The organism is Defluviicoccus vanus (assembly GCF_014672695.1).
Lineage (GTDB): Bacteria > Pseudomonadota > Alphaproteobacteria > Rhodospirillales > Defluviicoccaceae > Defluviicoccus > Defluviicoccus vanus.
Genome location: NZ_CP053923.1, coordinates 3,394,637 through 3,407,898, shown reverse-complemented (window position 1 = coordinate 3,407,898; position 13,262 = coordinate 3,394,637). Strand labels below are relative to the sequence as shown.

Below are 13,262 nucleotides of genomic sequence, written 5' to 3'. Positions count from 1 at the left end.
GTCGCGGCAGGCTTCAACCGCCGTGCCGGCGATGTAGCATGGAGCGACAAGGTGGAACAACGCCCGCCGGGCGAGAAGGGAGATGCGGCCGATGCAGGGCGACAACGTACCGACGCGACCGCTGACAGCCATCGGGCTGATGAGCGGCACCTCACTCGATGGCATCGACGCGGCGATCCTCGTCAGTGACGGTGTGCGAATCCTCGATCGTGGCGCTGCCGCGACCATCCCCTATCCACCGGCCTTCCGTGAGCGCCTGCGTCGCCTGCTTGGTCGGCTGCCGGATGGCGACGCCGCACCGGTGATTGACGAGATGACCGACCTGCACCGCGCCGCGGTGACCGCCCTGCTCGACTCCGCCGGCATAGCTGCCTCCGCCATCGATGTGGTCGGCTTCCATGGGCAGACGGTGCTGCACCAGCCGCGAGCACGGCAAACGATCCAGATCGGCGATGGCCAGCGGCTGGCCGATGCCCTGGGTGTGGCGGTGATTGCCGAATTCCGCGCCGCCGACGTGGCGGCCGGCGGCGAAGGCGCGCCGCTGGCGCCGCTCTATCACCTGGCGCTGGCGCGTGACCTCAACCGGCCGCTCGCGGTACTCAACGTCGGCGGGGTCGCCAACGTCACCTGGATCGGCACTCGGATCGGCCCTGGGATCAGCGCCGGCGACGTGCCGGAGGTGCTTGCCTTCGACACTGGCCCGGGCAACGCGCTGCTCGACGACTGGATACTGCGGACCACCTGCGCGCCCTACGACGCCGACGGCGAGTTGGCGGGACGCGGCCGCATCGACGCGCAACGGCTCCGCGTCTGGCTGGAGCATCCCTACTTCGCACGACGGCCGCCGAAGTCACTGGATCGCGACGACTTCGCCGCAGTGCTGCAATCGTTGCACGGCATCGATGCCGCCGCCGGTGCCGCCACCTTGAGTGCGTTCACCGCCCAGTCGCTGCGCGCGGCAATGGCCTTTTTTCCCGCTCCGGTGCGGCAATGGCTGGTCTGCGGTGGCGGCCGCCATAACCCGACGCTGATGCGGATGTTTGCGGCGGCGGTCGAAGCACCGGTCGCGGCGGTGGAGAGCGTCGGCTGGCGGGGCGATTACCTGGAGGCGGAGGCGTTTGCCTTTCTCGCCATCCGTTCGCTGATGGGCCTGCCGCTCAGCCTGCCCACCACCACCGGCGTGCCGCAGCCGACGACCGGCGGCCGACTGTTCCGGCCGCACCGCGCAGCCAGTCAGACGATCTAATCAAGCCGACCTAACCTCAGGTAACGTAACGTTAGGCGACGCGCGCCAGCACCCGGTCGAGATACTTGTCCGCGGCCGCAACCACCTGCGCCATATGATCGGAAAATGAGTGATCGGCGCCTTCCACCGGGGAGAATTCGACCACGACGTTNTTCTGGTGGCTGAGCTTCTTGGCCAGTTTTTCCGCTGCTTCGGCTGAATAGATGTCGTCGCGACTGCCGTGAACGAGCAGGCCGGAGGCGGGACAGGGCGCCAGAAAGGAAAAATCGAGCGCACCTGCAGGCGGGGCGACGGCGATGAAGCCATCGATCTCCGGCCGGCGCATCAGCAGTTGCATGCCGATCCAGGACCCGAAGGAGTAGCCGGCGATCCAACAGCCCGAGGCACTCGGATTGACGTTCTGCATCCAGTCGAGTGCCGCGGCAGCATCGCTCAGTTCGCCTTGGCCGCCATCGAAGCGCCCTTGCGACCGACCGACGCCGCGGAAATTGAAGCGCAGGACGGAAAACCCGCGCCGCTGATAGGCCTGAAACAGCGCGAAGACGACGCGGTTGTTCATCGTCCCGCCCTGCAAAGGATGCGGGTGCAGGATGAGCGCGATCGGCGGATTGGACTGCTTCGAGTGATGATAGCGTCCCTCGAGCCGACCCTCGGTTCCGTTGAAGATGACCTCTGTCATTTTTTGTTCGTGTTCTGTTGTCCCGCCGCCGCAGCGACGTCACACTATATGACAATTACCGCACTTTGCTGTGACGTATTGCACCAAAAAACTTGATCGTATTAGTCAGGCATCATATATACCTTGGATGTTTCCGTGAACTTTTGGCGGGCTATCTGCATCTAACAGTTGACGGCCTTCAAAGGGCTTTAACTTTACCGATAAAAAAATGCTTTTCAAGCGCTTGAGCGAGGACATCGACGCCTTTATTGCCCGTGACCCAGCGGCTCGGTCTCGAATCGAGATCGTGCTGTGTTACCCGGGCTTGCATGCGATTTATGTTTATCGATTCGCCCACAGGCTTTGGTGCTGGGGTTGGCGATTGCCCGCCCGCCTCGTCTCCCATGTCGCCCGGCTGTTCACCGGGGTGGAAATTCACCCTGGGGCAACCATCGGCCGCCGATTCGTCATCGACCACGGCTTCGGCGTCGTCATCGGTGAGACCACCGACATCGAAGACGACGTGACGCTTTACCAGGGCGTTACCCTGGGCGGCATCTCACCCGCGGTGGATTCGCGCAGCCAAGTATCGGTGAAACGCCACCCAACGCTCAAGTCCGGCGTCATCGTCGGTTCCGGCGCGCAGATTCTTGGACCGATCACCATCGGCGAAGGCGCACGTGTTGGCGCCAATTCAGTGGTGACCCGCGACGTGGCTCCCGGCGTGAGCGCCGTCGGCATTCCCGCCCATGTGGTGATGCCGCGCGATCGCGCCGAGTCCGGCCGATTTTCCGCTTATGGCACTCCGGCGGGCGGCTGTCCCGATCCGGTGGTGACATCAATCGACAACCTTCGCGCTCAAGTTGCTTGCCTGCTCGACCGGCTCGACGCAATCACCAGCCGACTGGCAGAACTGGAAAGAAGGGCTCCCGAAGAGGAGGACGAGGACGAGGCCATCACATCAGGGGAAAACAGTGTCGGCGAGGCCGGGCGGGACCGGTCGCGCATGGCCGATTGTTCGGCTGAGGAGCCTCAATCGCGGGAAGGGGAGAACGAAAAGTGAAACTAAGCACAAAGGGGCGTTATGCCGTCATGGCGATGGCGGATTTGACGCACCATAGCAACGGTAAACCGATTGCACTCGCTGAAGTGGCGGAACGTCAGGAAATCTCGCTATCTTATCTGGAGCAATTGTTCGGGCGGCTGCGCCGTGCCGGTCTCGTCTCGAGCGTGCGCGGACCGGGCGGTGGCTACATGCTTGCCCGCGATCCCGAAGACATGCGTATCGCCGATATTATTCTTGCTGTTGACGAGCCTATCAAAGCCACCCGCTGTACCCCCGGCTCACCCCAGGGCTGCCACTCCCACCGCGGCCGCTGTCTGACGCACGACCTTTGGGAAGAGCTTGGCAACCAGATCTACCTCTATCTCACCGCGGTATCCCTGGCCGACGTCTGTCAGAGGCGCGTGCTCGGTTCAAGCCGGATGCTCTTTACCATGGGCCGCAGCGAGCTGCCGCGCGGTGAACTCTCACCCGCTGAATTGACCCATGCCGAGGCTGAGGTCGCCGTTAGCCGGCACGCCAGTTAGCCCTGACCGGCAAACCGATGCCTGCGCAACGATGCCCGCTNNTCGCTCTACCTCGACCACAATGCCACCACTCCCATGCGACCCGCAGCGGTCGCTGCGGTCAATCGTGCGTTAGGCATCGTCGGCAATCCGTCTTCTGTCCACCGCTTCGGCCGCCTTGCCAGAAGCCTTGTGGAGGACGCGCGCGAACAGGTAGCGCTGCTGGTGGAGACTGATCCCGCCTGGGTCATCTTCACCAGCGGCGGCACCGAGGCGAATACGCTGGCGCTGACCGCTACCAGGCCGGCAGCGGTCCTCGTTTCGGCAATCGAACATGCGTCGGTGGGCGAGGCGGTGGCCGGTGCTATCCGCATTCCGGTAACCGCCGCCGGCGTCGTCGACATGGACGCCCTGGACATGCACCTGCGCGCCGCTCCGCCGCCGGCGCTGGTATCCGTCATGCTCGCCAACAACGAAACCGGCGCACTACAGCCGGTGGCGGCGATTGCCGCGATGGCGCGACGGCTGGGGGCGTTCGTCCACTGCGACGCGGTACAGGCCGCCGGCAAGCTGCCGATCAAGATAGACGAACTGGGGGTGCAGATGCTGTCGCTATCGGCGCACAAGCTGGGTGGCCCACCCGGCGTCGGCGCCCTGGTCGTCGACCCGGCGCTCCCGTTTGCACCCCTCCTGCGCGGTGGTGGTCAGGAACGCCGTCGCCGGGCGGGAACGGAAAACATGATCGGCATCGCCGGCTTCGGCGCCGCCGCCGTCGCTGCGGCACGGCTTGACGATACCGCCCGTCTCGCCCCGCTGCGTGACCGCATCGAAAGCGAAATCCTCGCCGCATCACCCACCACCCGCGTCTTCGGTGCCGATACGGCGCGCCTGCCCAACACCAGTTGCCTGGCAACGCCCGGGCTGCCGGCGGAAACGCAGGTGATCGCCTTCGACCTGCGCGGGATTGCCGTCAGTGCCGGTGCGGCCTGTTCCTCCGGCAAGATCGAGATCAGTCACGTACTGCGAGCGATGGGGGTTGGTGAGGATCTTGCTAGGACAGCGGTGCGTGTTAGCCTCGGGTGGACGACTGCCGCCGACGATGTGGATCGCTTTGTCGCCGCGTGGAAGGCCATCCATCACCACTCGCTGGAGAACTCCGGGGAAGTCTGCTCCGGGGAGGGCTCTGGCAGGGTGGAACCGCGGCTAGCGCCGGACACGTGTCCCACCCCGTCTTCGCTCACCATCTCCGGCTGAGCTGACGCTCCTGGGTCGAACGGATGAACATGCCCGCGCACGTCCCGAACCAAGTTCCCGAGCGCGACCGCAGCCGCGCTGCCGACGCCGTGGTCACCCCCGTCTACCTGGACTACCAGGCGACGACCCCCACGGATTCGCGCGTCGTTCAGGTGATGCTGCCCTACTTTACCGAGATCTTCGGCAACCCGCATTCCCGCAGCCACGCTTTCGGCACCGCCGCCGAGACCGTGGTGGAGACGGCGCGGGCACAGGTGGCACAAATCATCGGCGCCGATGCCAAGGAAATCATCTTTACCTCCGGTGCCACCGAAGCCAACAACCTGGCGATCAAGGGTATCGCCCGCTTCCACCAGGGTGATCGGTCGCAGATCGTCACCTGCGCTACCGAGCACAAGTGCGTCCTTGAGAGTTGCCGTGCGCTGGAACAGGACGGCTTCACCGTCACCGTCCTGCCGGTGGCCGCAAACGGACTGATCGATTTGGATCGCCTGGAGGCAGCCGTCAGCGAGCAGACGCTGCTGGTGACGATCATGGCGGCGAACAACGAGATCGGCGTGCTGCAGCCACTGGCCGCGATCGGCGCCATCTGCCGCGCCAAGGGCGCCTATTTTCACACCGATGCGGCGCAGGCTGTCGGCAAGATTCCCCTCGACGTGACGGCGATGAACATCGACCTGCTCAGCATCTCCGCCCACAAGCTGTACGGACCAAAGGGGATCGGTGCCCTTTACGTCCGCCGCCGCCCGCGTGTTCGTCTCGCCCCGCTGCTGAGTGGCGGCGGCCAGGAACGAGGTTTGCGCTCCGGCACCTTGCCGACGCCGCTCTGCGTTGGCTTCGGCAGTGCCTGTGTTCTGGCCGCGTCAACAATGGAGGAAGAGGCACACCGTTTGAGGAAGTTGCGTGATCGGCTGTTCAATGGCCTTGTCGCGCGCCTGCAGCACATTTATCTGAATGGAGATGCGGATCGTCGCCTGGCCGGCAATCTCAATCTGTGTTTTCCCGGGGTTGACGGCGAGGAACTGATGGTGCGGCTACGCGACCTGGCGGTTTCTTCCGGATCGGCGTGCACATCCGCGTCGATCGAGCCGTCGTCGTATGTGCTGCGGGCGCTCGGGCTGAGCAATGAAGCCGCTCACGCGAGCCTGCGTCTCGGTCTCGGCCGCTTCACGACGGAGGAGGAGGTCGACTATGCGATCGAACGCCTTGCCGCCGAAGTGAACCGGCTACAGGCACGCCGGTCGGTCGACGGCTGGCGCCGCCTGGGTACGGTGGAATAGGCACCGGGAGCACGTTGTGAGCTACATGGACTATGGACTAGACTGAGGATCAAAGTGTGATGAGTGGACGACCGTCGCCGATCACCGTAACCCCTGCTGCCGTCACCCGAATCAAGGCGATCCTTGCAGGCCGTGCCAACCCGGCCGCCGGACTTCGGATCGGCGTCAGTTCGCGCGGCTGTTCCGGTCTGTCCTATACCCTCGATTTCGCCGACGCACGGGAGGCGGCGGATGAGGTGATGGATGTTGACGGTGCGACGATCTTCATCGATCCGAAGGCGACGATGTTCATCTTCGGCACCGAAATGGATTACCAGGAAAGCCAGATGCAGTCCGGCTTCGTCTTCCGCAATCCGAACGAAAAGGGCCGCTGCGGCTGCGGCGAGTCGTTCCACGTCTGAGTCCATCGCCCCACCCATAATGGGGCGCCTGCCAACAAGCGACCAGCGAAACGGCCAAGCCTGAGCCGCATGGCTGGCATAAGGCATTTCCGGCAGCGAAGCCGGGTCTCGCACCGGCAAACGACTGCCGGCAAAGACCGGAGGCATCGCCTGACTTGACCGAACGCGTGTCATGCGGCATCAGCCGGGCCGGAGAATTCGGCTGCGACCAGGAGAACAATACTTCATGCCGAAAATGACGTTCGTTTCACCCGACGGCAAAACACGTGCCGAGGTTGAGGCACCTCTGGGCCTATCGGTCCTTGAAGTCGCTCACCGGCACGGCATTGATCTGGAAGGTGCCTGCGAAGGTTCGCTCGCCTGCTCCACCTGCCATGTGATCATTGATCCGGAATGGTACGACCTGCTCGACCCACCCACTGACGAGGAGGAAGACATGCTGGACCTGGCCTTCGGCCTCACCCATACTTCACGCCTTGGCTGCCAGATTCGGATCACCGACTCGCTCGATGGCCTGACCGTTACCCTTCCTGCCGGCACCCGCAACATGATGTCGGAGGACTGAACGAGGTCAGAATGTCCGACGCACCGCCTGCCGCCTCTCTTTTTGCGCACCTGCGCCAAGCTTGCGCCGATGACTGGTGTGCCTACACCGAACATCCCTTCATCAGCGCCATTGCCGACGGCAGTCTGCCGGAACCGGCGTTCCGTCACTACCTGATCCAGGACTACCTGTTCCTCGTCCACTTGGCCCGCGCCTACGGTCTTGCTGCCTTCAAGGCGGCGACGCTGGCGGAGATCCGCGCCGCTGCCGCCGGGCTCTCGGCCATCGTCGATCGGGAGATGCAACTGCACGTGGATTATTGCGCCCAATGGGGCCTGGGCAGCGATGATCTGGCGGCGGCTGCGGAGGCGGGCCCCACCCTGGCCTATACCCGCTACGTCCTTGAGCGGGGCCTCGCCGGCGATCTGCTCGATCTGCAGGTGGCGCTGGCGCCCTGCATCGTCGGCTATGCCGAGATCGGCCATCGGCTGGTGAGCGACGCGAAAACGGCCCTCGTCGGCAATCCCTACCGCAGCTGGATCGAGACCTACGCCGATCCTGACTACCAGGCACTGGCAGCTGCCCACGTGCAGCAGATGGACGAGGGGATGGCGCGGCGCGGTGGTCCTGGCCGGATGCCGGCACTGACACAGGCCTTCCGCGACGCCACCCGGCTCGAGGCGGCATTCTGGGAGATGGGCCTCGCCGCTACCGACGAATGCTGATCCCATCCCCCCGAGACCCTTTAATATCGTTAGTCGACTGCCAGCATCACCGACGACGACTTGATGATGACCGAGACCTGCTTGCCCGCGGCAAGCCCCAGGTCGCTCACCGACTCGGCGGTAATCGTCGAGGTAATAATCGTGCCGCCGCCCACATCGACGTGCACCATGGCGCCGACCGGCCCGGTCTTAAGGTCGACCACCGTGCCCTTGATCACATTGCGTGCGCTGAGTTTCATCTGCTGACCTGCCTTCCATTTTTGAATGATGAGTCTATCAGGTTTGACGCTGCCTACGACGACGAGGCGTGTCTCCGATCTGCAACGGCCGTGGCTGGCAGGGTGCTTGCCTCGCCTGCCTTGCGTATAACCTAGCGGCCGATGGTGGTAAGGTCGCCGCAAGCTTATAACTAGCCAACCGTAAACGACGTTACAATGTGGCCATCTAGCTTTTGGAGCCCATTTCCCTTGCCGCCCTTCACTTTTCAGTGGCCACCGGTCGCCGGTCACGCCCAGTCGTCGCTCAATTCCCTTGGCATCGCCAAGGCGCCGGCGGCAACGCGCGTCGTCGTCGCCATGTCCGGCGGCGTCGACAGTTCGGCAACGGCAGCGCTGCTGACAGAACAGGGCTACGAGGTGATCGGCATCACCCTGCAGCTCTACGATCACGGGGCGGCGGTAGCGAAGCCGGGCGCCTGCTGCGCCGGCCAGGACATCCACGACGCCCGGCGCGTCGCCGACCGGCTCGGCATTGCCCATTACGTTCTCGATTACGAGGCGCGCTTCCGCTCCGAGGTGATCGATGCCTTCGCCGATGCCTACCAACAAGGCGAAACGCCAATCCCCTGCGTACGTTGTAATCAGCGGGTAAAGTTTCGCGACTTGCTGGCGACGGCGATCGAACTGGGTGCCGATGCACTCGCCACCGGCCACTACGTCCGCCGCCAGGAGGACGCCGGGGGCGCGGCCCTTTATCGCGGCCACGATCTGCACCGCGACCAGAGCTATTTCCTGTTCACCACCACCGCCGCCCAGCTCGCTTACCTGCGCTTCCCGCTGGGCGAACTGAGCAAGGATGCAACACGCGCCATCGCCCTGCGCCACGGGCTGAAGGTGGCGGGCAAGCCCGACAGTCAGGACATTTGCTTCGTGCCCACCGGCAACTACGCCGAGCTGCTTGCCCGCCTGCGGCCGGAAGCGATGCAGCCGGGCGAAATCGTCGATGTCAACGCGCGGGTGCTTGGCCGGCACAGCGGCGTCGGACGGTTTACCGTCGGCCAGCGGCGCGGCATAGGCATCGCTGCAGCGGAACCGCTCTACGTCATCCGCCTGGAACCGGAGGCCGGCCGCGTCGTCGTCGGGCCGCAAGCTGCGCTCGCCCGCCAGCACCTCCGCCTGCGCGAGGTCAACTGGCTCGGCACTGCGGCGGCGGACGGCGACACCGATCGCATTGAGGTCAAGATGCGCTCGACGATGGCAGCGGTGCCGGCAACGCTGCGGCATGCGGCCGATGCCACGGCAACGGTGACGCTCGATGCGCCCTTCGCTGCCGTCGCCCCCGGCCAAGCGTGCGTCTTCTACCAGGGCGACCGCCTACTCGGCGGCGGCTGGATCTGCCGCGACGACGCCCCTACCCCGGCCGCATAGCTATCGATGTACGCGGCATGGCGGCAGCGCGCGCGCGGCGGCGGAGGCGTGATCAACCCGGCCCCACGCGTCACGCTGAACCGGCTCGATCAAAGCCCGGGATCAAGCGCCTAGAACTGGCGCAGCAGTCGCTCGATATAGCGGAGTTCGTCGCCGGAGCGGTCGCGCTCGCCGGCGCGCCGGCGCAGTTCGCGTAGCAGGTCNCTGCACCGCTCCGTCTCTGCCTGCTCGGGGATCTTCACCGTATCGGCAGCGAAACCGCGGCGGCCGTTGGCACCGCCGCGACCGAAGGGATCGCCGCCGCCCTGGCCGCCGGGCGCGATCCCGACCACACCACTCAACTGCTGTGCCAGCGATTGCCCCGCCTGATCGAGCGCGCGATTGAGCGCATCGACGGCGCGGCCGCCGCCGTCCACCGCCGCCTGCATCCGGTTGCCGGCCATGCCGCCGATGGCATCGCGCATGCCCTGATCGGCGGCGCCCAGCGCATCGGGAATGCCGCCCAGTTGCGCCTGCAACTCGTCCGCCAGATCGCCCAGTTGCTGGCGCAAGCCGCGCTGAAGCTGCAGATCGGCATCATTGCTGCTGGCGCTGCCCTCACGCCGGCCGCCGCGACGGTCCGTCTGCTGGCTGCGCAAACGCTGGAACATCCGATCGAGCAGCGCCTGCTGCTCCGCCGCCATTGCCTTCAGCGCCTCCAGCGTTTTCGCCGCCTGCGCCAGCCGTTCACCGGTTGGTCCCTGCTGCAGCCCGAGACGAATGCCGTCGAGCATACGCTGCAGTTCGCCGAGGAGCGCCTGCGCCGCCTCGCGCGAACCGGTGCGCGCCAGTTCCGCCGCCTGATCGAGCAGAGCCTGCAGATCCTCCGCCCGCTGCATCTCGCCCAGCATCGGCATGGCAGCCGGCTGACGCTGCGCCATCTCCGCCGCCACCTCGGCAAGATAGTCGTTGAGTGCGTCGCGCAGCTGGTCCATCAGCCGTGCGAGCTCTTCCGCCGGCGCATTCCGTTGCAGCGCCTCCATCAGTTGTTCGCGCGCTGCCTGTAGCCGCCGCTCCGCCGCCGGCACGCCGCCATCCTCCAGACGCAACGCCAGATCCCACAACAGCGCCCGCACCGACGCCACCGCGGTGGCGGCGTGATCCTGCTGCAGCCGAGCGCTGGCGACGGCGAGTCCAAGCGCCACCACCACGTCGCCGGCGTAAGCCTCCCGGTTGGCGGCGATGCGATCAAGGTTGCCAGCCACCATCTGACGCGTCGCGTCGTCCGTAGCTTCAAGGCGACTGCGCTCGGCAATGATCGCCTTCGCCACTGGGTGCGAGAAGGTGCGTTGCGGCAGCGTCATCGTCACCGGCGCACTAAGCCCGGTCTGGCCGATCCCGTCGCGCGCTTCGATCCGGATCGACACTGCCCGGCCGGCCAAGGGGTGTGCCGACAGGTCCTGCAGGTCGTGGCCATTGATCACTGCTGCGCCGGGCTCGGTCAGCGCCAACGCCAGGCGCAGTTCGCCATCATCCGTCGCGGGCTCGGGTCGGATGATCGCATTGACCTCGCTGATGCCGTAATCGTCCGTCGCCTGATGGCGNAGAGCGAGAAGGCCGTTGCCCTTCACCGCCGGCGTCTCGAGGAAGCTCGCCGTAGGCGGCGCATCGGCGATCAGCCGCAAGGGCCAAGCGGCAAGCTCCCGGTAGCCACCACGCACGACAATGCGGTCGCCGGTCTCGATTACCGCGTCCACCCGCTGGCTTGCCGGCGCCGTCGCCTCATTGGCAAGTGGCGTAAACTCGAACTCCCTGTCGCCAAGTTGCAGCCGCACCGTGGAGTCGGTACCGGTAACTCTGCCCTCCAGCCGGCTGCCCACCGGCACCGCCAGATCCGCGAATGGCGCCGACGGCGTTGCCGCGGCGGCATCGTCACCACCACCACGACTGGCACGCAGGAAGATGGGCGGCCGGCGGGTGTAGGCCGGGGGAGCAATCCAGAGTTCGACGCTCACTGGCGGCCCTGCGGTCCAGATTGCCGGCGATACCGCGCGCAGCAATCGCGGCTGCCAGTCGCCGCCGGCAGCGGCAACACCGATGACGAGAAGCAGCACGACGAAGGCGCGGATGCCCCATGGTTCGTGGCGGGCCATATCCGGCGCCGGCCAGCGGACACGGAGTTGCCGTGCCGCCGCGGCCATCCGTTGCCGATGCCGCGCCCACAAAGCGACGCTGAGGGGGTCGCCCTCCCCGGCTGCCAGACGGTCCTCGGTGGCGGCGAGCGGCCGCTGCGCCGGTGCGGCATCGCGGTCGAGCCGGCGCATCGCCGCCTGCCGATTGACCGGACGCAGGGCCGGCCACGCGTAGACGGCGGCGATCAGGGCGACGACGACGAAGGCAAACAGCATGCCCACGTGCGCCAGTGCCGACACCTGCGGCAGCAGATCGGTAAGGGCAAGGGCGAGAAAGCCGCCGACAACGGCAGCCAGCGGCCACAACCGCGGCCACAGGCGCTCAATGAATAGGGCGACGGCAGAGAGCCAGAGCAACCGCCGCAGACGGCGCTGCTGCCCCTGGCTCACGGCTGCGCGTCCGCTCCGGATGTTGCCGACTTCGCCACGGGGGTCGCTGCTGGGGTCGCTGGGGTGGGCCACTCGAACCACGGCGGCAGATGCTGGCGGGCGAGCAGGTCGGCAACGGTTTCGCGCTCGCGGACAACGGCAAAGGCATCGCCGCTGACCATCACTTCTGCCGCCAGCGGCCGGGCATTGTAGGAGGACGCCATTGAAGCGCCATAGGCGCCGGCGGTGCGGATGACGAGGAGATCGCCGGCGACAACCGGCGGCAGCGGCCGCTCGGCGGCAAAGGTATCGCTCGTCTCGCAGATCGGACCGACCACGTCCACCACCCGCGGTACTACGCCACAGGCCGGCTGTCGCTCCGGGACGATGTGGTGGAAGGCGTCGTAGAGGGCCGGACGCATGAGGTCGTTCATCGCCGCATCGACGATGACGAAGGTGCGCGCGGTGCCTTCCTTTACATAAAGGACGCGGGTCACCAGCACGCCGGCGTTGCCGACGAGCAGTCGTCCTGGCTCGAGAATGAGCTGGCAGCGCAGATCGGCGAGCGCGTGGCGGATCGCCGCGGCATAGTCCACCGGCGACGGTAGCGGCCCGTCCTCGTTGCCATAAGGAATGCCGAGACCTCCCCCAAGGTCCAGGGTGTCGATCGAGTGGCCATCGGCACGCAGCATCGCCACCAGGTCGCGAACGCGGTGAAAGGCCTCGCGGAAGGGTTCGACGCAGGTCAGCTGCGAGCCAATGTGGACGGCAACGCCGTTGAGGCGAATGCCCGGCATCGCCGCGGCGCGAGCGTAGAGCCGCGGCGCGGCCGTCCAATCGATGCCGAACTTGTTCTCACTGAGGCCGGTGGAGATTTTCTCGTGCGTGTGTGCATCCACGTCGGGATTGACGCGGATCGCCGCCGGCGCCCGACAGCCCATGGCGAGCGCCACCTGATTGAGCAGCCGCAGTTCCGGCTCGGATTCGACGTTGATCTGCATCACCCCGGCGCTGATCGCTGCGGCTAGCTCCTCTTCGCTCTTGCCGACGCCGGAGAAGACGATCCGTTCCGCCGGCACCCCGGCCACCAGCGCCGTCTGCAGTTCGCCGCCGGAGACCACATCGGCGCCAGCGCCAAGACGGGCCAGGGCGCGAACCACGGCAAGGTTGCCATTGGCCTTCACCGCATAGCAGACGAGCGCGCCGAGATCGGCGACGGCGGCGGCAAACACGCGGAAATGGCGTTCCAGCGTCGCGGTGGAATAAACGTAAACCGGCGTCCCCACCGTCTCGGCGATGCGGCGGATCGGCACGTTTTCGGCTGCTAGGTAGCCGGCGCGGTAGTCGAAATGATCCACGACGATGCTGCTCCGCTTATGGTTGCGGGTCCGAATTGGGC

General features: G+C 66.0%; 13 protein-coding genes. 9 read left to right on the top strand and 4 right to left on the bottom strand.

Annotated elements, in window-relative coordinates; genetic code table 11:
- Positions 1 to 91: 91 nt before the first annotated feature.
- The gene (locus HQ394_RS15480; RefSeq protein WP_190260976.1) at positions 92 to 1,246 is read left to right on the top strand and encodes an anhydro-N-acetylmuramic acid kinase; all 1,155 of its coding nucleotides are present in this window, start codon (positions 92 to 94) and stop codon (positions 1,244 to 1,246) included.
- A 31-nt stretch (positions 1,247 to 1,277) separates the two neighbouring features.
- Here HQ394_RS15480 and HQ394_RS15475 read toward each other — a convergent pair whose 3' ends face one another.
- Positions 1,278 to 1,925 (bottom strand): alpha/beta hydrolase, encoded by a 648-nt coding sequence (locus HQ394_RS15475; RefSeq protein ID WP_190260975.1) that lies wholly within the window; start codon positions 1,923 to 1,925, stop codon positions 1,278 to 1,280.
- A 208-nt stretch (positions 1,926 to 2,133) separates the two neighbouring features.
- On the opposite strand from HQ394_RS15475, the gene cysE reads away from it, so the two are divergent.
- The 7 genes from cysE (at position 2,134) to HQ394_RS15440 (ending at position 7,677) form a co-directional block, all read left to right on the top strand.
- Complete coding sequence (gene cysE / locus HQ394_RS15470) at positions 2,134 to 2,967, top strand: serine O-acetyltransferase (RefSeq protein WP_190260974.1); 834 nt, start codon at positions 2,134 to 2,136, stop codon at positions 2,965 to 2,967.
- Positions 2,964 to 3,494 (top strand): Rrf2 family transcriptional regulator, encoded by a 531-nt coding sequence (locus HQ394_RS15465; protein ID WP_190260973.1) that lies wholly within the window; start codon positions 2,964 to 2,966, stop codon positions 3,492 to 3,494. The genes cysE and HQ394_RS15465 overlap by 4 nt, the downstream gene beginning before the upstream one ends.
- 21 nt (positions 3,495 to 3,515) lie before the next feature.
- Positions 3,516 to 4,727 (top strand): cysteine desulfurase family protein, encoded by a 1,212-nt coding sequence (locus HQ394_RS15460; protein WP_223292113.1) that lies wholly within the window; start codon positions 3,516 to 3,518, stop codon positions 4,725 to 4,727.
- Between the two features lie 29 nt (positions 4,728 to 4,756).
- Entirely contained in the window at positions 4,757 to 6,007 is a 1,251-nt protein-coding gene (locus HQ394_RS15455) for an IscS subfamily cysteine desulfurase (RefSeq protein WP_190263341.1), read from the top strand.
- Between the two features lie 59 nt (positions 6,008 to 6,066).
- On the top strand, positions 6,067 to 6,408 hold the full coding sequence (locus HQ394_RS15450; protein WP_190260971.1) for a HesB/IscA family protein: 342 nt from the start codon (positions 6,067 to 6,069) through the stop codon (positions 6,406 to 6,408).
- Positions 6,409 to 6,634: 226 nt separating this feature from the next.
- Positions 6,635 to 6,973, top strand: coding sequence for a ferredoxin family 2Fe-2S iron-sulfur cluster binding protein (locus HQ394_RS15445; RefSeq protein ID WP_190260970.1), 339 nt, complete (start codon positions 6,635 to 6,637; stop codon positions 6,971 to 6,973).
- 11 nt (positions 6,974 to 6,984) lie between these two features.
- Positions 6,985 to 7,677 (top strand): TenA family protein, encoded by a 693-nt coding sequence (locus HQ394_RS15440; protein ID WP_190260969.1) that lies wholly within the window; start codon positions 6,985 to 6,987, stop codon positions 7,675 to 7,677.
- A gap of 29 nt (positions 7,678 to 7,706) precedes the next feature.
- Here the strand turns inward: HQ394_RS15440 and HQ394_RS15435 are convergent, their stop codons facing one another.
- Positions 7,707 to 7,916 (bottom strand): TOBE domain-containing protein, encoded by a 210-nt coding sequence (locus tag HQ394_RS15435; protein WP_190260968.1) that lies wholly within the window; start codon positions 7,914 to 7,916, stop codon positions 7,707 to 7,709.
- 228 nt (positions 7,917 to 8,144) lie between these two features.
- Between HQ394_RS15435 and mnmA the strand changes: the two genes are divergently transcribed.
- Positions 8,145 to 9,323 carry a tRNA 2-thiouridine(34) synthase MnmA gene (gene mnmA, locus HQ394_RS15430; protein WP_223291630.1) on the top strand — a complete coding sequence of 393 codons (1,179 nt, stop codon included), beginning with the start codon at positions 8,145 to 8,147 and terminating at the stop codon, positions 9,321 to 9,323.
- A 110-nt stretch (positions 9,324 to 9,433) separates the two neighbouring features.
- On the opposite strand, the gene HQ394_RS15425 is transcribed toward mnmA, so the two are convergent.
- Positions 9,434 to 11,884 (bottom strand): DUF4175 domain-containing protein, encoded by a 2,451-nt coding sequence (locus HQ394_RS15425; RefSeq protein ID WP_190260966.1) that lies wholly within the window; start codon positions 11,882 to 11,884, stop codon positions 9,434 to 9,436.
- Positions 11,881 to 13,221, bottom strand: a complete 1,341-nt coding sequence (lysA, locus tag HQ394_RS15420; protein WP_190263340.1) for a diaminopimelate decarboxylase — start codon at positions 13,219 to 13,221, stop codon at positions 11,881 to 11,883. Before lysA ends, HQ394_RS15425 begins: the two co-directional genes overlap by 4 nt.
- Between the last annotated feature and the right edge of the window lie 41 nt (positions 13,222 to 13,262).